The following is a 22,556-nucleotide window of genomic DNA, read 5'->3' as shown; positions in this document are numbered from 1 at the left end:
CTGACGAGTATTTTCTTTACACTTGCAGCGCAAAGTAAAACGGGATGACTGACCGCTTAAATGGTGGCAGGTAGTCCGCGAGCGGTGGTAACAATGTATGAGCAACTACGAAAATCATACGACAGGCAGCCTGATTGTACTGGTGGGTATTGGCTTGGTAGCCGTACTAATGGGGCTACCCAGTCATACGTTTTTATCGGGCGGCTCTTCCTATTCCGGCGGGCCATTTTACACGCCTGGCCCGTCGTTCGAGACGCAGTCCCTCAATGACCGGATGTTGATCAGTCAAACGTTTCAGCTCGATACGGGCCGGGCTACGAATGGTCGGGCCACGGTTAGCCAGCCCCTCGCCCAGATGATTCCGGTTATCCGGCGATCGTTTCGTCGTAACCCGCACCCGGAGGCCGTGCTCTACGGCGACGCAGCCAACGTCCCGGTTGGCTGGGCCTACCTGGAGTTTCGTAACCCGACCCGCCAACCCAGGCACCTCGTGCTGTCGATGCCCCAGTATCGCAGCGATCAGGTCACACTCTGGCGGGGAAAAGGCGGCCGCTTCGTACGGCTAGGTACGTTGGGCAACAATACCCCGCTGGGCGAACGATTCTATCCGTTCTTCAACTACGCGTTTCCCTTCACCATCCCGCCCCAAGCGACGGTCCCCCTATTGTTACGTAGCCAACGATACGCCGGCTACCACGAACTAGACGTGCAACTCACCGAGCAACGTACCCGGAATGGAGGTTCCTACGCCCAACAGGCCTTTGTAAGCAGCATCCGCGACGGTATAACAGTCATTGTATTTTTGCTGCTGGCGGTGGTGGCCCTGCTGGTGGGGTGGCTGTCGGCGAGTAGGCTGCTGCGCTGGTTTGGGGTCTATCTGGTATCGCTAACCCTATGGAGTGCCTACTTCGTGGGGTATCTGAGCCTGGCCCCATACCCCGCCGGGCTATCGCTCAACGCCGATACGGTAGGGCTGTTTATCCGCATCCTGATCAACATCACGGTGCACCCGTTCTTCTACTACATGATTAAACCCGCTATTCGGCAACCTCGTCTCTACAAACAAGTCGTAGCGAGCTACTGTGTAGTATGTACCGGGCTGATGAGCACGTTCCTGCTGCCGCCTGTCTATTTCGACAGCCTCAGGCACGGTGTAACACTGGGTATGATGAGCGTGTCGAATCTAAACATCGGCTGGCTGTTTGTGTGGGCCGTACTGGCGTATGTTCGGGTGCGTGTCTGGTCACCGCTGGCAATCTGTCTACTGGGGCTGAGTCCGATGGTCATCAGTCAACTTGCCTCCTTTTTGCGGGCCGCCGGGCAGGATACATACCGGCATGCGCCCTCAGAGCCGCTTTACATTCTGTTCGTACTGAGCTATTTAACCTTCGATCAGTTTCGGAGAGAGTTAGTGACGCGCCAACGGATGCAGACGCAGATGCAAGAGGTAGACGAGTATAATAACGTCCTGCGCCGACAGGAAATCGAGGGCATTGGCCGCGAGTTGCACGATCAGGTAGGTAACACCCTAGCCACCGCCCTGAGCTACCTGGGCCGCATACCGCTCAACCCCGACAAGCTACGCAGCATTTTGCTAACGGCGATCAGCGAATTACGCTTTCTGAGCCACAATCTCGTTAAGGACGACAACCGCCCACTCACCGAAAAGATCGAAACGCTGGTGAGTCGGTTCAACGATTTTACGCCCATCCACCTAATATTTGCCGACTACACCCGTCAGCAGATCAACCAGTTGCCAATGCTGAAGCAGCAGAATCTCTACCGAATTATTCAGGAACTGCTAACGAATGTAATCCGACATTCGGGCGCGACGCAGGCTAGCGTTGAGTTTTTTTGTGAGGGTACAACCGTCGATGTCAGCGTCGAAGATGATGGTGGTGGCTTCGACCTATCGGCAAGCCAGACCAGAGGCATCGGCATTCAAACGATCTACAAACGGGCGGCCCTGTCGGGTATTACCGTTCAGTTCGACCCCACCCCAACGGGAACCGGCATCCTGTTACAAACAACCCTCGACACCCCCGTACCCAGCCATGCCAACCCGAACTATTCTTATTGATGATCACCGGCTCTTTAACGACGGCCTGAGCCTGGTGCTGCGCGAGTCGCCTGATTTTTTGGTAGTGGAACAGGTCTATGACAGCCGCCTGGCGTTGGAGGCCTGCCGTCGTCATGCCCCGGAACTGGTACTGGTCGATTTCAGCATGCCCCATCTCGACGGCCTGGCCGTGGTGGAGCAGTTGCAGCAGTTGCCCGGTTCGTGCCGAATTGTAATCATCAGCATGTATGCCGAAAAACGGGAAATTGACCGATTTAGGGCGCTGAATGTGGACGGCTACATCGCCAAAACCGTAGCGGCCGACCAGTTACTCCTGTTGTTAGGGCAGGTGATGCAGGGCGAGCAGGTGATCCAGACCGATACCGGACTCCAGTCTGCCCCGCCCCCCGACGATCGGCTCCGAACAACCCACGGGCTGACCAAGCGTGAAGTGGAAATCCTGAAGCGGGTTAAACAGGGCATGACGACCGAGCAGATTGCCGAAACGCTATGCTTAAGTTACTTCACCGTGCAGACGCACCGGAAGAACATCAGCCAGAAGCTGCCCTTTATGACCAAAAAAGCGTTTTATGACTTTCTGGAAACCCTGTAGTAAGGGATGTCAACGCGGAACCCGGTGTCCGGACGGCCGGATCGGCATGAACCGTTGATGCGTTTGCCGCTTCGGGCTGTTCGGCCCGGTTGTTTTGTGATGATGGATAGTAAGGCTAGCCAACGGATGATCAATGCCTGAGTGAAGCCGGTATTGTGTACGATATTCGGGTAATTCTACTCAGACAATTCCTCTATCGAACAGTCGGCTTAGATCGCCCTTCTAGAGCGGGAATCAGCGAAACTATTTACGGCAAAACATCCATAAATACCTCGCCCGAGGTATTTTTTCTCTCTTCAATACCTGGTTGTTTTGCACCGTAGCCGGCCTCTCCGGGGTGGCAGCCGTTTTCCGCTTTTTTACTCAATCAAACCCGCGTGTCGCTTAGGGTACATGCCCGCTACTTCGTACAAAAAATGCCCGACCGAAAACTGCCCACCACGGATGGCCATGCATTCACCAAGGAGTAGCAGACAAACCGGCGTATGTTGATTTTGTGCCTTAGCTCATTACCTGTTCTTACTTTTTTCAATTTGACCCTAACACAAACCAGCATCTTTATCTATGTGGAAGAAAACACGTTTTGTAACCCTTGTGAGCCTTCTTTTTGTGGGCGGAGTCATCAATGCCCACGCGCAGATGGGCCAAATAGAACCTCAACATAATGAGGGGCCAAGGACGGTCACTAGTAACCCCACAGGTAGCCAACCCAATTTGGATGACCTTATGAATTCACATGCCCCTGCAGTTGTCATGAATGCTACACCGGCAAAATTGACAGACTTTTCAACGGTATCAAGCAAACCTTCGGCAGCTCAAAAATTCAGCCTTGATGGTGCTATAGCCAATGCCGTATTAACCGCTCCGCAGGGTTTTGAACTAAGTCTGCGGGAAGCAGATGGCTATGCACCCTCTCTGAAGATAGAACAGTTTCCTGCCACCATTTGGGTACGGCTGACGGGGAGTAAACCCGATGCTGCAAAAAATAGTGTTGCCGGCGACATCACTATAAGTGCCTCCAACGGGCAGACACCTCCTTCTGTTACCACGAGCAAAACGTATGTGGAAGGGATCGTCAGGTAAATTCGAGGTGAACGTCCTGAGTTAAACAAGACCCATTACCAGTACACCGCCGGTGAGAAAGTTACAGCGTTTTCAGCAGTGTTCAGCCAGTCGCGTCCTGCCCTAGAAGCTGGATGAGCTGACAAGCTATTACCCATTTTTTTTGATAAATCCCTATTGATGGCGAGCAGTCAGGCTCGTTTAGCGGGCCCTGTCGATCACCGGTTCATCGTATTGAGTCACCATCTCACCGGTCTGCAACAGAGGTCCCTACTTTCTCTAACAAAGACAATCCAATCTAACCCACATATCATCATGTACAAATATCTGACGGGGTTCGCCCTGTTTGTCAGCAGTATGGCCAGTGCCCAGGTAAAAGACTGGCAGACCGGCGTTATAATGGACAACATGCTTTTCCCATCCTACATCTTGGCCCACGCGGGCTGGGACGATAATGAGGATGATACGCTTCAGGTAGATGGTCAGCCATTTTACCTCATCAACCAGGACGGCACCTCGCAGATCGCCGTTGAACTAGACCTTGACCGGCGGGCCGATATAAAGATTGAGTTGCTACCCTCCGAAATCAACACCTACAGCGTGTATCAGGGAAAGCTGGAAAAAGGCAGCTACGGCGTTTATCCCAAGATCAACTACAAATACGACTTTATGCGCAGCCGGACGCAGCCGGGGCCAGTCAACCTGGTTTTCGTTTTGTCGGTCAATGGCCAGAAAGTGGGCCAGAAAACTCAGACGATCAGCCTGCGCTCTGTCTCGGAATGTCCGTTCTACGTAGCCGATGAAGAAAACGAGCAGGAAGAAGACCTAGGGTATATGTTCGCGGCCTACGTTAACGAAGACGACCCGCGCATCGACGAGTTCCTGAAGGAGGCCCTCAAAACAGGTATTGTCAGCAGTTTTGCCGGCTATCAGGGCACCGAGGCCGAGGTTATCAGTCAGGTGGCCGCCATATGGGCCGCTATGGGCCACCGGGGTATCCGGTATAGCAGCATCACCAACACCAGTAGCAGCAGCCAGTCGGTGCTTTCGCAACGGGTCCGGAGCCTGAATGATGTGCTTAAGAATAGCCAGGCCAACTGCGTCGATGGGTCCGTGTTTTTATGTTCCGTGCTGAAAGCAATTGATCTGCATACGTTTCTGGTTAAAGTACCCGGCCACTGCTACATGGGCCTTTACCTGGACGACAAAAAAACGAAGCCTTACTACATCGAGACAACAGCTATCGGCGATGCCGGCCTGGCGAGTTTGAAGGCCGGTTCGGAACAGGCCCGGAAACAGGCAATGACCAGTCTGCGCGAGGCAGGAGCCGTAGCTAAAAAGGATTACCTGGCCCACGCCAAAGAATTCAATAAAGATGATTCGGAATACATCCGTATTGATATTGACGAAGCCCGCGAGATCGTAAAACCCATTGGTCACTAAGGTATTGCCCCGGTCAATCGGTCTCGCTTTTCACCGAACCGAATACACGTACCTGACTGATTTTACGGATATTGAACACCCCCTGTTATGCTGAAATTTACGTATCTGCTTGCCCTGGCCATCGGACTGACCGCCTGCTCCACCAAGAAAGAAACGGCTGCGTCCACAGCCGACACCACCGTTGTGGTGGGTACCGATCAGGAGGAACACGGCTGCAACCGGTCGGCGGGCTATCAATGGTCAGCGGTGCAGAAAAGATGCATCCGGCTGTCTGACGCGGGTATTAAACTGGCTCCCGCAAAGACGAGGGCAGGCGCAGCAGCTTACCTGGTGTTTGCATCACCGGACGAGGACGCACAGGCTGAGATTTTTCTGCCCGGTGAGTCAGCCGGCCGGTTACTAACCAGATCACCCGGCGACGATGCGGGTATCTGGCTACTCGATACGTTGACACTACGCCAGTGGAAAGGCATGTATATGCTGACCGGACCCGGGGAAACGGACCTGTATGAAGGGAGCATTTTGGGTGAAGCCACTGACGCAACCACGGCCACCCATTCTGCAACCGCTGTTGTGGCATTACTTCAGGGTAGCTGGCAGGCAGTGGACGATCCGAAAAGTCGTTTCGTTATCAAAGGCCCAGTCCTGACGACCTACTACGAGGGTCAGCAACGAGTGACCAGCACATTCACGTATGTTGCCGACTGCGGGGGCACTGCCTGCAATGGTAAGGCGGGTACATACGGCTGTTTCACAACGGCCGGCGAATTCGACATCGATTGCCAGGGGATCGTCAATCTTTCGGCCACCGTGCTGGAAGTCACGCAGGGCAGTACTGGTAAAACCATCCGGTACCGTCGACCTCAGTGATCCGCAAAAAACTGATTAGCCGTTGGTTACCGATTTTACACGGTAACCAACGAATGATACCAGTCAAAACTATTCATTCAGACGGGTCTGGCTGGTATTGAGCTCTCACCCTGTTTTTTTAATTAATCCATCTATTTATGAAGAACTATTTTGTTGTGACGTGCTCGCTACTGCTGTTTAGTACCACCGTTACGTTTGCTCAGATGGGTAACGTAGTGAAGGAGACGTCAACGCTTGCCGGCGACAGGAATGATGGTCCAGCCCAAATACCTCAACATCTTGTCTTTGACCGCATGGTCAAACTGGCTGTAGATCAGCCAGTGACTATTGGTAATGCAGCGATTGGAGGAGCGGCTAGCCTAACCTTGAAAAATAACGCATTAGTCATGGAAAGGATAGTTACGGGAATGCTGATGGACATTCCTCATACGGATACGAAGCAGGTGTGGTCGATACCATTTTCTGGTTCGGCCAAAGAACTGGAATTCCTGCCAGATGGGGATTTGGTCGTGCGTGATTCAGCTAACAAGGTTCTTTGGGCATCAACTGTGTCAGCCTCCATCGGCAAACGGCTCGTAATGGACTTCACTGGCAAACTGCAGATTTTTGATAGGGAAGGGCGAGTGCTATGGGAAAAGTGATCTGTGGAAAGACAACGCCAACCACTTACCCGAGTTTATTCATGTAGTCCAGGCTGGGTGATCAGGTGGTTGCCTAACGGACTAATACCGTCGCCGAAGGGTGAAAAATCAGTACTGTTTACCCCGGCCATTTCCCTTGTTTTCACCCTGATTAAGTTCACTCATGAAAAAAGTCACTCTTCTTATTCTGCTGATTTTGGGCGTAACTGTCAACAGTTATTCACAGGCCCCCGCCCCCCACGACTCGTTTGCCGGTAAATGGAAAGCCGCTCTTCCAGTCTCACCTGACGTTGGCCCAAGAGGGGAAGTACAGGAAGCAACTCTTTGGATTGACATAGTCAGAAAGGAAGGAAAACTCACCATCCATCTGGGCTCTGAAAAAATCATTAACGCTAGAGTGCAGGAGGAGCGTGCTAACGAGCTGTTTATTCTCTTTGACACGGCGATCAATCCGGGGTTCGCTACGCAGCAAATTACGGCCAGGGATGTACCAATGACACTGATCAAAGTCGATGATGACAACCTGCAGGTGGACTTTATGGGATCGCAGGTAACGGCCAAACGAGCAAAATAGAAAAATGACCTTTGGCCGCTCTACTGCCAAAATAATAACACTGTTCTTTTTCTCAGTTACCGTTAGCAATATTCAGATTATCAGCCAACTAAGGCGTAAAACTATCCATTAAGCAAAATCCAGGCGATTAAACCCACTCAAGTAATGCAACCAGCTCAAAATCTACCTAATTCGTTGGTTAAGCCTGCCCGCTCGCCCGACTCGTTCAGTCTACCCCAATCCTTTAAAGCCTTACTGGCCCGGTACAAAGCGCGGACGTACAAAACCTACATCGACCAGATCTGTGCCATAGGAGACAAAGACTGGCCTGCCTTTCCGACGGGGGGCGACCCGGTCCGGACCCGTAACGAAATCGATTGTCATTCAGCAATCACAGGCACCACATCGCTTTAGATTACCTGTTTCAGCTTTATAAACTAACATAAACAATTACCCAACTCTGTATATGCGAAACGCTACCAATTATGTTCGTGGCCAACTGAGTGCCCGCCCGATTCTGTCCGCGTTGTTTGTTTGGCTCCTTTTCAGCGGGGGAGTTGCCTTCGCGCAGGATGGCTTCTTTGTTCCCCTCACAACCGCGCAGGCCCGGCTGGCTGCGCCCGGTCTCGAAGCAATTGAAAAGTACGGGATGTACCAGCTCAAAACGTCCGCCCTGCGCGACTATCTGGCGAAAGCACCCCTCGAAAACCGGGTAACCACCACCCCGCTCCGGCTTGCTATACCGCTGCCCGATGGCACCACCGAACTGTTTGTGATGGCGGAATCACCTGTTCTGGCACCAGCCGTAGCCGCGCAGCACCCCGATATTAAAACCTATACCGGAACGGGTACTACGCACCCGGCCTACACAATTCGGCTCAGTTTAACCTCCAGCGGCTTCGATGCCATCGTTTTAGGCGTCAGTAACGGTGCCGTCTATGTAACAAAGGTTACCGGTGACTCCGGCGACCAGCGTTACGCGACGTATTTTGCCCGTGATGTAAAAAAAAGTGATCCCGTCAAACCCTTTGGTAATCTGGGCAAATGCGGTACGTTAGCCCCTGCCGTAGATGCGCTGCCCGGCAGGTCGGCGGCAAACGCCCGCGCAGCCCTCAACAATACCGGGACAACCCTACGCACCTTCCGGCTGGCCGTAGCTGCCACGAAAGGATTTACGAACACCAAAGGAGGAAAAACCGTAGATGGCTCGTTTAATGCGGTGGTTGGCTATGTAAACCGGCTGAACGCGGTATATCGGCGGGAGTTGAGCGTCGCCTTCACGTTAGTGAGCGGCACCAACACCATATTCACCGACCAGTCGGACGGAGGCTACGTTGATGGAGATGGTGGTGGTAAGGCACTCCCCCGCAATCAGGTTGTTTTGGACGACATCATTAAGGACGCCAACTACGATATTGGACACGTACTGGGTTACGGCGGTGGTTCTGGTGAGGGACTTGCGTCTCTAGAAACGGTCTGCATAACGAGTAGAAAAGCGCGGGCCTACACGGGCGTAGGCGACGGCTCGTTTGCCCCCGTCTTCGATGATCAGGCCTTCAACCATGAAGTGGGGCACCAATTCGGTATGACCCATACCTTCAACAGCTCTCTAGGGGCCTGTACCACCCGCGAATCTACGACCTCCGTTGAACCCGGTGCCGGTACGACGATCATGAGCTACGGCTTCACCTGTCCTGCCTCCTCCAACAATCCGGCTTCGAACGATGACTATGAAACTCCAAAGTATCAGCCGTTTCTGAACTTCCATACCGTCAGCTATCAGCAGGCAGTTGCCTACATTGGCACCCTAGCTTGTTTCACCAGCACCCAACTAAACAACGCGGTACCGGTAATCAGTAACTTCCCTTCGAACGTCACCATTCCACGGTCTACACCGTTCTCCTTGTCGGCGACGGCCGCTGATGCCGATGCGGCAGACAAACTAACCTATTCCTGGGAAGGTACGAACATCGGCCTTGAGGTACCTAACAATACCGTACTAGCTAACACGGCAAAGCCCCCCTTTTTTCGAAGCTACGAACCTGTTCCAAACAGCGTCCGTACGTATCCCCGGCTGGAGGCCATCCTAGACGGATCAAACTATGCCAAAGGCGATAAGCTTCCTTCGGTCGGTGTGGCCACGACCCACGTACTCACGGTGCGCGACAACGTGGGGGGCGTAACATTTCAGGGAGTGACCGTAACCATTGATGGTAACTCGGGCCCATTTCTGGAGACGACCAATCTGTCGGGTACGCACCCCGCCAACTCGGTTCAGACCATTAGCTGGAACGTAGCCAACACAACGGCCCCGCCCGTGAACTGTGCTGCTGTAAACATCTTACTATCGACTGATGGCGGGCAAACCTTTCCCATAGTCCTGCTGGCTGATGCGCCGAATACGGGGACTGCCAGTGTCCGGTTTCCGGATGTACGAACGACCCAGGCCCGGATCAAAATAGCAGGCAGCAACACCATTTTCTTCGATATATCGAATGCCAATTTCACGATCGGCGATCCAGTTGTACTCACGGGAGCACCTATTGTTAAAGTGAGCAGCACGGATCCCAGCGCGTCCGAAGGCGGCTCGAACGGCAACGGGCGGCTGGCAACTCCGGGAGGCCGACGGGCGGCTACTGATCCAGGGTTCATCCAGTTCGAGCGCAGTAGCGGACAGGGAACGCTGGTGGTCAACTACACAATTGAAGGTACGGCCACCAACGGGGTTGATTTTACGACGCTTCCCACCTCAATAGTGTTTGCCGAAGGGCAGACAGTTGTGACGGAAGAATTAGATCCATTAGAGGATGACCTCGTTGAGAACGACGAGACCGTTGTTATCACGCTGCTTGACAGCGATAGCTATGATCCGGATCCCGACAATCTGACAACGACCGTCACCATCAAAGACCGCGTCACGACTTCCTTCGCCATCACGGGAGTGACGACGGTAGGTTGTATACCCGTAGTGGGTGACCCCAACCGTCGTTCGCTCACCTTCCTGCCTCAGTACAGTGGAACCAGTGGCCAACCGATTAGTTTCTCGGTCGTGAACGAAATGCTGCCTACCACCGCAGCGGGTCCCTATATGCTGAGTATCTATGTCGACAACCCAACCATCACGCTCAAAGCTACCCAATCGGGCACGACTGGCGAAGCCAGTTTTGTTTATAACTGGCTGGCTGCCTGCGGTACGACTCCGCCCCCGCCTGGCGGAGCCTTCGCCATCACGGGAGTGACGACGGTAGGTTGTATACCCGTAGTGGGTGACCCCAACCGTCGTTCGCTCACCTTCCTGCCTCAGTATAGTGGAACCAGTGGCCAACCGATTAGTTTCTCGGTCGTGAACGAAATGCTGCCTACCACCACAGCGGGTCCCTACGTGCTGAGTATCTATGTCGACAACCCAACCATCACGCTCAAAGCCACGCAATCGGGCACGACTGGCGAAGCCAGTTTTGTTTATAACTGGCTGGCTGCCTGCGGTTTTAAAGCTGACGTTCAGGAAAGAATGGCCAAAGAGATTGGCACTCAAAATTCAATGGTCATTCGGGTACTAGGCAATCCGATTACCGACGGGCGTGTGTATATAGAAATAACGGGAGCAGCCGGCCAGCCGCTACAGCTGCACATTGTAAATACACGGGGTACGGTGGTCAGTTCACACCGAATAGAGCAGTCCGGCTCCATAGAAAGGTATACGTTCGATGTTGGTCGGCAACCCGTCGGAACACTGCTTTTACGGGTCGCCACCCCTACCCAGGCAAATACCATTACATTACTCAAAGCCGAGTAAGGGCTTCCGGATTTATCCGGCCTAATCAGTGGTCTCTTTCAGCCCATGAGCGGCATTAGTTCTAAACGAAAAAGTCCCCGTATGTTGTATATGGGGACTTTTTCGTATGCTACGGAATAGGGTTGACAGTTATTAAAACCACAAAATCCAGGCACAACTAAAAAATTGTCCATTTAAACGCCCATCTCTTGAAGCAGATGTATGAAGACTCTGTCGTCTCAAGCAGGAGGGTTTACTGAGATTGGTTTTTGAAGGTAGCCGTTGAGGGAGAACACATCGTAGATCTTACTGAGGTTACTTCACAGTTGCACCCAACGGCGTGAAAATTCCCAGTAGTACTCGTTATTAACAATGTAGTACATTTTCTATTTTAAGTTGTATTTTTAGGAATTAGTTATCATAATGCCACTTATATAACAAGAAAACAGTAGTGACTCCAACCAAATTGACTTGTTAAAGGTCATTATGGAAAACTGCAATGTATGAAGACTCTGCTGTTGTCGATGTTGCTATGGACTGCGCTTACAGCCTGCCAAAAAGGTGAACTAGATTTGGCCAGTTATGGCCAGCCAAATGAAGTGGCCGCAGTGATTACTAAGCTAGATCTGTCGTCCTTAGCCGATTGTGCTTGTTGTAGTCCTTATCAAATTCAAATTGGTAAGGACACTTTCCAAGCCGATCAACTTCCTGTTTCCTTCGAGACTCTTACCACGACTGTTTGGTTAAAGTACGAGCGCCAGCAATTAAGTGGCATATGTAGTCAAGTTCGAAATCGGATTAGTATCACCTCAATCAGAAATAGGTAATTTAGTATAATTCTTATTTTGGAGCACCCTATAGTATCTGTTGAGTTCAAGATCTAATTCATTAGCATAACATCAGCTTCATTAACATAACATCAGCTATACAACAAAAACGAAAAAAGTACAAAATAAACTCGTCAAAATTGCGAATTGATTTTGTACTCTACGTAGAATAGTTGCTCAATAATTATCTGTATTGAACTACTTTTTTGTTGTTACAAGCACTACCCCATTTTTTCCTCTTTCGCCAAACCGGCTAACTAAATTGTCGGTTGATGCTGGCGACAAAACGGTTATACTTTCAATTTGTTTGGGACTTATTTTGAGCTTGCCTCTATTATCGTCTAGATAACCCTTCTCAACATTATCAACTATCCATAGCGGTGGTCCATCAGCTCCTTTTAGAAATTTACTGGTAGTCGGTGATGGAGGAATAGCATTACTAACCTTACTACAGCTGATAAAGATAAAAGTAAAACAACCCAGTAAGACAGCTAGAATAGCGCGCTTGAGTTTCATAGCGTAGGGGTTTTAGAGATAGACAAGTATAAGGCCTTAAATATCAGAATAATACTGATTCATTAGGCGGCACAATTAAGTAACTTTTATCACTATTCCCAGACTCGTTGCATAACTATTTTTATGTAAAGATATTATAGTAATAAACTACAAATTTGACCTCTCCTAAATTTATAGAAATAAGTCAAATTTGCATTGGTTAATAATTGGCTAACTTACGACTGTCATAAGCGGTAATAAGTGCAATTAATTTAGCTTGTGTCAGGTCTGTCGTTGTTTCAGAAGTGAGTAAGTCAGATGGGGCATCGGGTAACGCTTTTCGCAGTGATTCCTGAGTGAGTTGAATTATCTTTGGCGAGTTACCAACTCGCTTTACATAGAGCTCTTCTGAGATGATGTACCGTCCATCGAATTTCTCATCACTTGGCATTCCCATCGGATACACGGAGCGAGAAATGGGCTGAAGCCTTTCTTGGTACCGACGCAGAAGTTTAGTTTGCCCATCATACACCACCTGATAATAGGCCATTTGCCATATACCTAAATCATTGTGAGAAATACCAATAAACTTGCGCCCTTCTAAGATAAATTCATCAGGCACTACAGGATAGGTTTCTAATGAATCGCTAGTCTGAAAAAAGATAGTTCCTGTGATGAGATTGTAGGATAGTTTACCTGCTAGTTGATGCCCATTTGGAAATTGCAGACTGCCTTGGTGCCAAACATTGGTTCCTAAAAAAGGAGAGCCTAAGTATCGGATCGTTGATATAGCTTTACCTGTATAAGTTGTAGAGACCAAAAAAGTAGTGAATACATTCCCTTTTTGGTCTTGAGACACCACTCCACCCGTGCCTAATTGTCCATAACTGGGGATCAGTAAGGCCATAGCTAGGCTACTCAATACGACTCGACTCAACCATCTTTCCATTGGTTATTAGATTAACTAGATTTAACAACTGTTGCCATCAAAACTGGCTGCTAACTAGGTAGATAATAGGTAAGCAAGGTAAATTCTTTACCAAGAGCATTAGTTAAAAAATAGTTAAAGATATACTTGAAAATATTATATTAAGTCATGCTTAAACCTGTTATATAAGTGGTTTTATGTTAACCTAGGCTGTTTTTATAGTCTGTTGTTGCTGGATTAAGATTCTGATAGATCAGTCTCGCGTCCATGTCACTGTTAAAATAGCTTATCAAATTGTACTCATACCCGTTCTCATGATTATAAACGTTGGACCTGCTACATTTGACTGGACATTAAGTTAAGCATGATCTAACTTAGTGAACCGCCCGGCGGCCCGGCATGAAAACCAGGAGGCAGTACGACGATAAATTTAAAACGATGGCTGTCGAGCTGTCGGTGGTTAAAGGCTCTTTAAAAGCGACCGCTGAAGAGTTAGGCATTACCCCGCACATTCTGACCCGATGGCGTCGAGAGCGATTAACTCCTACCGGCACCACAATCAGTACGCACCCTCAAGTCAGCCAAGAACAGCAGGAAATTTTGCGCCTGAAAAAACAACTCAAGCAAGCCGAGTTAGATCGGATCGCCGAAGCGACGCGATATCCTAAAAAAGGCGGTCAGCATCTTCTCCAAGAACGACCGCGCGGCGGACCGTGGGAAATATTTGAATTCATAAAAGCGCACCGAGCTGAATTCTCCGTTGAGAGGATGTGTCAAGTACTGAACGTGAGTCGGAGCGGGTATTACTTTTGGCTGGAAGAGCGACCCAGTAAAAGGGCACAAGACAACAAGGCCATTACGGAACAGATAAAGGTTTCATTTTCTAATAGTAAAGGTCGGTACGGTAGTCCAAGGATCACGAAGGACCTGACCGAGCAGGGCCTAAAGGTTTCACGACCCCGCGTGGCCAGATTAATGAGAAGAGCGCGTATCAAGAGTGTTATTCAAAAGAGATATGTGGTTAATACGACCGATTCTAAGCATTCGTATCCAGTGGCAAACAATCATCTGAATCGCAATTTCAGTCCGGTCCTACCCTGACGAAGCTGGGTATCTGACCTCACTTACATTCATACTGCTGAGGGCTGTGTCTACCTGACAATCGTTATGGATTTGTATGATCGGAAAGTCATTGGTTGGGCATTGAGCGAGTCAATGAAGGCTGTCGACACCACCATTCCTGCCTGGCGAATGGCTCTCAAGAATAGGCCCATTACTGATGAGTTAATTTTTCATTCTGACCGAGGAGTTCAATATGCCTGTTATGCATTTGCCAAACTGTTGAAAAGCAGCCCGTTGGTCTTGCAAAGTAGGAGTGGAAGAGGAAACTGCCGCGTCGGCGGTCCGATGGGATAACGCGGTGGCGGAAAGTTTTTTCAAGACCCTAAAATCAGAATTGGTTTACCAGCAGGAGTTTACAACCAGAAAAGCGGCCGAGCGGTCAATATTTGAATACATTGAGATCTGGTACAACCGACAACGAAGGCATTCCGTACTGGGATACCTTTCACCCTTTGAATATAGTAGAGTGCATTTTCAATGTGTCGCTTAAGTTTTTGTCCAGCATATTGTTGCAAGTCCATATCAGGCCTGTTAGCATAATGCAACCGGAACTGACTTATGAAGGAATGGCTTGGGGGGTACCCAAAGAGCTATCGGGATCAACTAACTCTTTCAAAACATCTGTAGTGAGGGGAACTCCGTGTTCGTCTACCAGATTGTTTTTGCCTTCCACGATTAGCTCCTTCAGCTCATCTATATTCTTGACAATTCCCTCTTCCCCAACGGGGTCTTGTTCTCCGATCACCTCCTTGAACTCATCTGTTTGATGGATCAATAGATCGGTTGTTGGTTGTGGCAAGGGTTGCTGGTTCATAGATACTTCGAGGAAATAGGATTTTCGTCTGGTGCTTTATTTAACTTCAGGCCGTACGCGATTGTTTACAATTCGATTTCAGTAAGGAAGCTAAACCTAAGTATAAGGACGTGTTGAGAAATTATAGTTGGTGAGCGAATCAAATCCGCTGTAGCATGATCTGCACGTTGACTAAATACAGCCAACTCACCATAGATAATAGCGTATACTCATAATCTTTGACGACTCGAAGAAAGAACGGGGTCGCCCGTGCGATTAGTCCACGCAATGCTCCGTTCGACCACCCAGCGCTTGGCTACAGGCACAAAGCCTCGGGCCGATTCGGGACGTGAAGCTTTCTCGAACCGGGTCGCCGGTGCGATCAATGCTCCACTCAGCTAATGCTTTGGCAAATACCCCGTTGTAAGCCTGATCGCCATAGACCTTCGCCAGCCGCTCCCCAGTCCGCCAGAGTACAGTGCCGATTAAAGGGACAGCCGCTGGACATTCGGCTTCATGCGCGGCATGCACAGCCACCACCCACAGGCGGCCATCGGTGTCGACGACAAACTCTCGCTTTCGCCCGCACGGGCGGCCCCGCATTGACTCGTTTGTTGACGTCCATACCTCGGTATACGCAAATCATTGGATTTAGCTTAACACTTTGAGCATCAATACATAAAACAGACGGATGCGATTCTCTACCGACTCGTTTCTGGTCTAATTGATTTAAAGCAGTATTGATTCGCTCAAAAGTACCATCCTGCTTCAACTGGTCAAACCGGGCCGATTTATACGGTTTATGCAAGCGGTGACACATAGTTTTCGTCATAGTTTTCACCCCCGCTTGACAACGGCATAAATACAATGGATCAGCTTGTTGCGCACCGCGTTCAGGACCAGCATTTTGTTCTTGCCTTCTTTGACTTTGCGCTGGTAGTAGTCCTGCCACTCGCCCTGGACGCGAATCGAGGACATGGCCGCTCAGTGAAAAAGAGAGTTGAGTCGCTTACGAGCATGGTGGCTAGCACCAGGCCTACCCCGTACACTGGTGCCAGACTTGTAGTCGAAGGGGGCAACACCAGCATGGCAGTCGGATGGCCGATGCCGCCATTTTTTTAGGATCAGTAATGGTTTGCATCTCATTCGTGGCGATCACCACCTCGGTGGCTGTAGCCGGACCAATACCGGGAATAGAGGTAATCAGACCAAAAAGCTCTTTAAGCTGATTGTCCCCTTCAACGAGTTGGTCGATATCTTTGTCAACCGCCTTGCGGTCTTTCTCGATGGCGACCAGCGACGCCTGGCAACCCTTCAGAAGTTGTTTTTGAAAGGTAGGGTTGATGAACCCCTGCTGTTCAGCCAAAGGACCTGCCAACTGACTATAAACCGCGATCAGCCGCTGGCGGGCTGCGCTGAACATGGCCAACTGCTGCACAACGGCGCGGGGCAGCTCCCAGAGACGTATCTGATCCTGAAAGCGATACGGGGCCGCCCGAGCGGGCATATTCAGCGATCCGCTGGGCATCAATGCTGTCGGTTTTGCCTCGTTGCAGACCGCCCGCCCTTTTGATTTGCAGACTGCTTTCTAACCAAATGGGAAAACGAACCGGGCCGCCGGGCGGTAGGACCCGAGTGAGTCACCAGGCACAAAAGCGGCTCAAGTCATTATTTCATTTAGGCGCGATGTCGGCTATTCAAGTGAGCGGTGAGCTACAGACGTATTATCAGCGAAAAGTAGCAGAAGGCAAGAACAAGATGTTAGTTCTCAATGCGGTTCTTTATAAACTGATCCATCGAGTGTACGCAGTGGTTAATCGGGGCGAAAAATATGACAAATCTTATTCCCTTTCCCTTGTTTAATCCATAGAAATCGGGGCGCTCAGTTTAGAAAACTGTTTGGTCATTACTTTGCTGCTTGCCGGGCCGCCGGGCGGTCGATACAAAGTTGGCACGACTCTCAACCTTTCTCAATTCCCCAACACGCTCTAAGTTTGTTACTAGGCCTGATAGTAGTGGACTCTTGTATACCGGTAGAATACTTGTTGAGGGTAAGCCGCTGAAAGACGGTCGGCGTTCGAATGCCCTAACGACGGTCGAGCAACTGAAGGAGTTTAGGGATGAGCTATTGATTGGGCTAGATAGACAAATTCAAGCGCTGAACGGTTACTAATTTTCACTTGATCGAATCTAGCTTTTGCTTTTCCGGCTACTATATTATCTCGGGCAAAGCAGGGCAAATTATCAAACAAAAACAGCGTATTAAGAAAATATGGGCAACCATGATGCCTTTCTTGCTTTAAGCATGCTCAGCTCATGATTGCCTGCCGACGGACCTTATCGTTATCATTGGCATTGAGTGGGGCCAGAACGCTCAACTGGTTAACTAAACCTCAGACGACGAAAATGCCCACCGCCAACTAAACGAGCAGTAGATCCCTCCGCTCCGGGACAACCTGGTTACGGAGATAACCTACCCCTTAGTTTCCTGACCCGTACGCCGAATCAGTTGATTGGCTTGTGGATTACCTACTCCCTAAGAATTCACAGTAAAATAGGCGATCTTTCCAAAAACGTTATTCGTATGTACGCTCGCATCGTTCGCGCTTCGCTAACGGCTGAGACAGCCCAGGAAGCGGTTACCTATTTTCAGAATACCGTACTGCCTGCTCTCAAGCAACACGCCGGGTTTGCCTTCGGCCATTGTTTTTACGCGCCAGCGGATCAGCATGTGTTGATGGTATCGGTCTGGGATTCGGAGGAAGCCTGCCCTAGCGCGGAAACCAGTGGTTTACTCGGCCAGGCGGTCAGTCATCTAAGAGAGTACTTCGCCGGCAAACCCACCTTGGACTATTATCAGGTAGCAGTGTAGAGCGGCTTGTCCGACCTATTGTTTTTAGGGGAAGGTTACGGCAAGGGGAACGGCTCAGCCGTTCCCCTTGCCGTAACCTTGTGGGGCACAAAAGTCATCCAGGCTAAGTAGAAACGTTTATTGTAATAGCTGGCAAGAATACACCACCATTTGGGGGCAACTTACTTTGATACTTGAAATTAAGGGAAGCTCTTATTCAATAGACACCTGGTTCGACAAAGCAGTAGGCCCTACAATAGCTCTGATCGTTAAGTCTAAGCTCTCGTAGGACTAGCGCGCTAATTTGTTCGCAGCAGTTTCACCTGCTGACGCTGGGTTAGAGTGCTGACTTGTAAAAGTAAAACCCCGTTGCTGTTCCCTAGCGGTAAGCGAAACCGCTCTAAAGCACCCGCCTGCTCGATCCACTGGGTATGAACTGACTTGCCTTGTAAATCCACCAGATTGAGTTGTACCGGCTGGTCCGTTACGCCACTGATCTCTACCTTGGCGGTGTTGCCTGTCACGGGATTACCAAACACCCGAACGGGTAGACCCGCGTTCGCTTTACCACTACCTACCGCTATAACCGGCTGGATTACACACCGCCAGCCGGTTATAGCGGTAAGTGCTCAGGGTGATAGCTGGATTATCGGTGTATAGATTAAGGCTATACGGGCCTGGATTTGTCGTTGCCACCAGTTCGTTGGCTACAAAGAAGCTGATCGGATTACCGTTCCGTCCCGAATACTGGGGTGTAAACTGTACCTGATACTGACCTCATCGATTAACTGACAATTCACCATAGTCACCCCCGTGATGGCAAAGCCCCCGGGCCGAATCTGCACGCTCAGCGGAGCCGACGAGCTACTGGTGTAGCCATTTAGTGAACAAGTAGCCGAGAGGGTGTAGTTGCCTGGCTGAGTGAGCGTATAGGTGTTGCCGCTGGCTTGACCCGTGCCGCCTAAAACAGTCCACTTGATAACTCCGCCTGTGCAGCCATTGGTCGTGACGGTAATAGACTGGTTGGTCGTGGTGGCCCAAATAGCCGACGGGGTTGGTATTGGGCCCATTAATGCGCATGTAGCGAACAGTCTGCGCGGGGGCCACCGAGGAAACGAAATAGGTCTTGGTGGGGGTCTGAATGAGTATGTTCATCGACGGTACGAACGCCTTCAGACTGTCTTTCAGCGTGTGTCTGACACTGTCGACGACGGCTTGCGTCCGGGTCTGATCCTGGGCACCCAGAACCGGTTCTTTGTGATCCTGGTAGGCCAGACTCAGGGCTGCCAGGCCCAGTAGACCAATCCAGAAATGGAGTCGCCGGAGGATGAAATTCGGCTTATTGGTAAAGAGGAACTTCATACGGAGTAGTTGAGTCAACCCTCGCTTTCTATCGGGTTAAGTGTTAATAAAGGTCTGGCGAAAAAAGGGTTAGCGCCGAACGGTATCGAACCATTTTTGGTGATTTTGGCCCATTTAGGCCTTTTTATTCGTCATCAGGTATTGGGCATCACCGCCTTGTTTTCTTCTAACAGGGGATTGGCTGAAGCTACCTACCGCACTTGGTGAAGGGCCACACCCTTCAGTGCTATACCAGGAGTGGATGCGTGTAGGGACTACAAAAAACGGATTAATGAACGCATCGTAACTCGTTGAGTTGTCATCCGTCCGACCAGGTCATTTAAGGGATGACTACCCCAAAACTGGTGGATACTTATCTATTCTGTTGGGAATTGTCAACGAACGAAATTATTTGTACACGAACGACTACTTGGTAGCCGATTCCCGCCGAGAAGGACACTAATTGGTGCAGCAGTCGCCCTTAAGGCTAATGTCGCCCAGGGCATGCTGCTGCAAACGCAGGGCAGGGAGTCATTGTTGGCCGTACCGATGCCTAGATGCTGATCAGAGGTGTCTCGCCATCCAGTGCACCCAACATAGTCAATCCATAGCGCCCGCTACCCAGAGACCTGTTCACAACTGGGTGATGTTCCATTATTACCTAGTTAGGCCGTCCCGTCGAACCGCAGGTATAAATGACATAGGCCAGATGGTCGGGTGCCCGATTTTGCCAAACGGGTACTCGACCATCTGGCCTGAATTTAGTGAACTCATCACTCAAGTAGCGTACAAATGCGGTCGATGTGTCCGGAAATAGTCGACAGGTTTGGGTCGTAAGAAGAACGATCTGTGCGCGAGTATTTTGATCGTCAGGACGCTCGGTTATTGCAGATCGTCCAACTCTACATCAGGATATTATCGACAGCCTGGATACGCTGGGGTAGTTCGGTTTCGCCGAGCATCTCGCGCAGGTCAATTTCGATATTGCGACAAATGGCGGTCATCGGTACGTCGTTGATGCTGTTTTCAAAGGGATTTTCGCTCGTATCGCCCACTACCTCCATAGTTAGGAAAACCCAAGCAATCAACGTGTAAAAAGGTACTGTCAGCCATATATAGGAGCCACCGATCTTGCTCATCTCGGTAAGTAAGCCGAAGGGTAGCAATACCAGAAACAGCCATACAAAAATATTGCTGAAGAAGGCGTATTGCCGGGGAAACGGAAATGTTTTGATGCGTTCGGCAGCTCCCTGCTGATTATAAAACTCAACCAGCATCTTCTCCATATCGCTGTGGTAGAATTCCGAAATCAGTCCGCGGGTGCGTAGTTCCCGTAATTGGGCCGATTGGCGTTTGATGATCTGGGTAGCCGGATTTTGCCGGTTGACAAAGAAATCTACCTCATCGTCGTGCAGGAACATGCTTAATTCGCTTTCTAACGTACCAGTTGCATGGGCTTTGTGCTGCCCGACCAGGTCAATCCCTACGTTTCTGTCTTCCTGCCAGATGGGTTGTTTCCGTAGCTGTAGGCGCAGGGCATTCAGGTAGGCAATATGCCGGTAGATAAGCAATTGCTGCTGCCGGTACAATTCAACTGACGACTGGCATTCCGGAGCGTCAATGGTACCAACATAGTCCATAACCATAATGCCCCACGCTCGACTGGCGTTGACCATCCCTCCCCAAATGCGTCGGCCTTCCCACAGGCGTTCGTAAGAGGAGTTATTTTTGAAACCAACATAGAAGGCAACAGCCGTGCCAATAGTGGCAATAGGCACGAATGGTATGGCCAGAAACGTCCAGCCAGCCAGTGCATATAATAGGCAGACTCCAGACGAATAGAACAAAAAAAAGAGTATCTGACGCCAGGCAAAGGAGGCTACAATACGAAAAGGAATATGTTTGGCCGTGTACATGATGGACAGAATAAGATAGAAGAAAATAGGTTTTCTTAGCCGGCGTAATGCAGCGTCAGAGCCGTAATGTCGTCGAACTGAGCATGACTGCCGATGAACTCCTGCAAATGACTTAACACCGAATCATTAATCTGTTTAGGAGAGGCAGCCGTGGTTTGGGCAATCAGGATGTCTTTTACCCGCTGCATGCCGAAGCGCTCGCCCGTTTTGTTGTTCGCGTCGGGTACACCATCGGTGTATGTGAAGAGCGTATCGCTGGGCTGTAGGGTAATGGTGTGAGACACGTAATTATAGTCACCGTCGATGCAAAGCGCCATCCCGCCCTGCTTTTTCAGGACTTCTACTTCACCGTTCTTTCGTAAAATAAGCGGGGGTTCATGGCCGGCATCAATGTATTCAATAACGCCGGTTGTCAGGTCCAGAATGCCCAAGAAGGCCGTTACGAACATCATAGACTGGTTATCTGCGCTTAGGAACGAGTTAATCCGGGCTACCTCTTCGCAGATTGTACCGCAATTTTTGTTCGAGAAATGACTTTTAAAGATCGCTTTTGTAATCGCCATAAACAGCGAAGCCGGAATGCCCTTGTCAGATACGTCCCCAATCAGGAAAAACAGCCGGTTGTCGTCCATCAGGAAATAATCAAACAGATCGCCCCCCACAAACTTGGCTGCTTTCAGGAAGCCATGCAGATCAAAATCGGTGCGATTCGGAAAAGCCGGAAACGCTTTGGGCAGCATGGCCTGTTGAATTTCCTGAGCAATGCTGATGTCATTCTGGATGGCAACCAACTGATCGTGATCCTGTTGCGACCGCACCAGCATATCGATGTGAGCAATGGTTTTGTTGATCGTGATTTCCAGGTCCGAGAAGTTGATCGGCTTGGTCACGAAATCAAAGGCTCCCCGGTTCATAGCCGTTCGGATGTTGTCCATGTCGGTATAAGCCGATACCATCACCGCTTTCTGGTAGGGATTGTTCTTCTCGTTCAGTTTGGAGAGGAAAGTCAGCCCGTCCATCTCCGGCATGTTGATGTCAGACAAGATCATCGTAATGTCTCCGTGTTCCTCTAATTTAGCCAGGGCTTCTGCCCCGTTGTTCGCAAAAACAAATTCAAGATCTTTATCCCGAATACGCCGTCTGAACTGCTGCATAATCAGCATTTCCATGTCGCCTTCGTCGTCCACACTTAGTATTTTAATAGCCATGATACTGAAATAGTTGAGAGTTTTTAAGAAGTTAGTTTTGTGATTGTTTACTGACTTTC

21 protein-coding genes and 3 pseudogenes are annotated in these 22,556 nt (G+C 50.1%); 13 read left to right on the top strand and 11 right to left on the bottom strand.

What is annotated here, in order from left to right; genetic code table 11:
* Positions 1 to 97: 97 nt before the first annotated feature.
* From GK091_RS24340 to GK091_RS24300, 10 genes are all read left to right on the top strand, one after another.
* Positions 98 to 2,080 (top strand): 7TM-DISM domain-containing protein, encoded by a 1,983-nt coding sequence (locus GK091_RS24340; protein WP_164043141.1) that lies wholly within the window; start codon positions 98 to 100, stop codon positions 2,078 to 2,080.
* Complete coding sequence (locus GK091_RS24335) at positions 2,055 to 2,672, top strand: response regulator (protein ID WP_164043139.1); 618 nt, start codon at positions 2,055 to 2,057, stop codon at positions 2,670 to 2,672. The genes GK091_RS24340 and GK091_RS24335 overlap by 26 nt, the downstream gene beginning before the upstream one ends.
* 6 nt (positions 2,673 to 2,678) lie before the next feature.
* The gene (locus GK091_RS29905; RefSeq protein WP_262889222.1) at positions 2,679 to 2,813 is read left to right on the top strand and encodes a hypothetical protein; all 135 of its coding nucleotides are present in this window, start codon (positions 2,679 to 2,681) and stop codon (positions 2,811 to 2,813) included.
* 423 nt (positions 2,814 to 3,236) lie between these two features.
* A complete protein-coding gene (locus GK091_RS24330) occupies positions 3,237 to 3,755 on the top strand; it encodes a hypothetical protein (RefSeq protein WP_164043137.1) in 519 nt (172 codons plus the stop codon).
* Between the two features lie 294 nt (positions 3,756 to 4,049).
* The gene (locus GK091_RS24325) at positions 4,050 to 5,177 is read left to right on the top strand and encodes a hypothetical protein (RefSeq protein WP_164043135.1); all 1,128 of its coding nucleotides are present in this window, start codon (positions 4,050 to 4,052) and stop codon (positions 5,175 to 5,177) included.
* 87 nt (positions 5,178 to 5,264) lie between these two features.
* Positions 5,265 to 6,047, top strand: a complete 783-nt coding sequence (locus tag GK091_RS24320; protein WP_164043133.1) for a hypothetical protein — start codon at positions 5,265 to 5,267, stop codon at positions 6,045 to 6,047.
* Between the two features lie 137 nt (positions 6,048 to 6,184).
* Complete coding sequence (locus GK091_RS24315; RefSeq protein ID WP_164043131.1) at positions 6,185 to 6,688, top strand: hypothetical protein; 504 nt, start codon at positions 6,185 to 6,187, stop codon at positions 6,686 to 6,688.
* A 163-nt stretch (positions 6,689 to 6,851) separates the two neighbouring features.
* Positions 6,852 to 7,262, top strand: a complete 411-nt coding sequence (locus GK091_RS24310; protein ID WP_164043129.1) for a hypothetical protein — start codon at positions 6,852 to 6,854, stop codon at positions 7,260 to 7,262.
* A 144-nt stretch (positions 7,263 to 7,406) separates the two neighbouring features.
* Entirely contained in the window at positions 7,407 to 7,655 is a 249-nt protein-coding gene (locus tag GK091_RS24305) for a hypothetical protein (protein ID WP_164043127.1), read from the top strand.
* 52 nt (positions 7,656 to 7,707) lie between these two features.
* Complete coding sequence (locus GK091_RS24300) at positions 7,708 to 11,037, top strand: reprolysin-like metallopeptidase (RefSeq protein WP_164043125.1); 3,330 nt, start codon at positions 7,708 to 7,710, stop codon at positions 11,035 to 11,037.
* A 1,004-nt stretch (positions 11,038 to 12,041) separates the two neighbouring features.
* Here GK091_RS24300 and GK091_RS24295 read toward each other — a convergent pair.
* On the bottom strand, positions 12,042 to 12,359 hold the full coding sequence (locus tag GK091_RS24295) for a hypothetical protein (RefSeq protein WP_164043123.1): 318 nt from the start codon (positions 12,357 to 12,359) through the stop codon (positions 12,042 to 12,044).
* 199 nt (positions 12,360 to 12,558) lie between these two features.
* Positions 12,559 to 13,287, bottom strand: coding sequence for a hypothetical protein (locus GK091_RS24290; protein WP_164043122.1), 729 nt, complete (start codon positions 13,285 to 13,287; stop codon positions 12,559 to 12,561).
* Positions 13,288 to 13,665: 378 nt separating this feature from the next.
* Here GK091_RS24290 and GK091_RS24285 point away from each other — a divergent pair.
* A pseudogene (locus GK091_RS24285) lies at positions 13,666 to 14,878 on the top strand (IS3 family transposase).
* A gap of 66 nt (positions 14,879 to 14,944) precedes the next feature.
* On the opposite strand, the gene GK091_RS24280 reads toward GK091_RS24285, so the two are convergent.
* The 5 genes and pseudogenes from GK091_RS24280 to GK091_RS29895 form a co-directional block, all read right to left on the bottom strand.
* Positions 14,945 to 15,202: a hypothetical protein gene (locus GK091_RS24280; protein ID WP_164043121.1), complete on the bottom strand. Its 258-nt coding sequence runs from the start codon at positions 15,200 to 15,202 to the stop codon at positions 14,945 to 14,947.
* A 255-nt stretch (positions 15,203 to 15,457) separates the two neighbouring features.
* Complete coding sequence (locus GK091_RS24275) at positions 15,458 to 15,712, bottom strand: hypothetical protein (protein ID WP_164043119.1); 255 nt, start codon at positions 15,710 to 15,712, stop codon at positions 15,458 to 15,460.
* Positions 15,713 to 16,018: 306 nt separating this feature from the next.
* A complete protein-coding gene (locus tag GK091_RS24270) occupies positions 16,019 to 16,159 on the bottom strand; it encodes a hypothetical protein (RefSeq protein ID WP_164043117.1) in 141 nt (46 codons plus the stop codon).
* Positions 16,160 to 16,165: 6 nt separating this feature from the next.
* On the bottom strand, positions 16,166 to 16,327 hold the full coding sequence (locus GK091_RS29900) for an IS110 family transposase (RefSeq protein WP_262889220.1): 162 nt from the start codon (positions 16,325 to 16,327) through the stop codon (positions 16,166 to 16,168).
* Positions 16,328 to 16,334: 7 nt separating this feature from the next.
* Positions 16,335 to 16,604, bottom strand: a pseudogene (locus tag GK091_RS29895) (IS110 family transposase); the annotation flags it as partial.
* Between the two features lie 200 nt (positions 16,605 to 16,804).
* Here GK091_RS29895 and GK091_RS24260 point away from each other — a divergent pair.
* Positions 16,805 to 17,044, top strand: a pseudogene (locus tag GK091_RS24260) (IS110 family transposase); the annotation flags it as partial.
* 721 nt (positions 17,045 to 17,765) lie between these two features.
* Positions 17,766 to 18,053 (top strand): antibiotic biosynthesis monooxygenase family protein, encoded by a 288-nt coding sequence (locus tag GK091_RS24255; protein ID WP_164043113.1) that lies wholly within the window; start codon positions 17,766 to 17,768, stop codon positions 18,051 to 18,053.
* A 278-nt stretch (positions 18,054 to 18,331) separates the two neighbouring features.
* Here the strand turns inward: GK091_RS24255 and GK091_RS24250 are convergent, their stop codons facing one another.
* The 4 genes from GK091_RS24250 to GK091_RS24235 form a co-directional block, all read right to left on the bottom strand.
* Positions 18,332 to 18,556: a hypothetical protein gene (locus tag GK091_RS24250; RefSeq protein ID WP_164043111.1), complete on the bottom strand. Its 225-nt coding sequence runs from the start codon at positions 18,554 to 18,556 to the stop codon at positions 18,332 to 18,334.
* Positions 18,557 to 18,896: 340 nt separating this feature from the next.
* Positions 18,897 to 19,394 (bottom strand): hypothetical protein, encoded by a 498-nt coding sequence (locus GK091_RS24245; protein ID WP_164043109.1) that lies wholly within the window; start codon positions 19,392 to 19,394, stop codon positions 18,897 to 18,899.
* A gap of 881 nt (positions 19,395 to 20,275) precedes the next feature.
* Positions 20,276 to 21,289 carry a bestrophin family protein gene (locus tag GK091_RS24240; protein ID WP_164043107.1) on the bottom strand — a complete coding sequence of 338 codons (1,014 nt, stop codon included), beginning with the start codon at positions 21,287 to 21,289 and terminating at the stop codon, positions 20,276 to 20,278.
* Between the two features lie 35 nt (positions 21,290 to 21,324).
* Complete coding sequence (locus GK091_RS24235; RefSeq protein WP_164043105.1) at positions 21,325 to 22,497, bottom strand: PP2C family protein-serine/threonine phosphatase; 1,173 nt, start codon at positions 22,495 to 22,497, stop codon at positions 21,325 to 21,327.
* Positions 22,498 to 22,556: the final 59 nt, after the last annotated feature.

It is taken from the genome of Spirosoma agri, assembly GCF_010747415.1.
Taxonomy (GTDB): Bacteria; Bacteroidota; Bacteroidia; order Cytophagales; family Spirosomataceae; genus Spirosoma; species Spirosoma agri.
The sequence above is the reverse complement of the archived record's forward strand: the minus strand, read 5'-3'. Positions and strand labels throughout refer to the sequence as shown.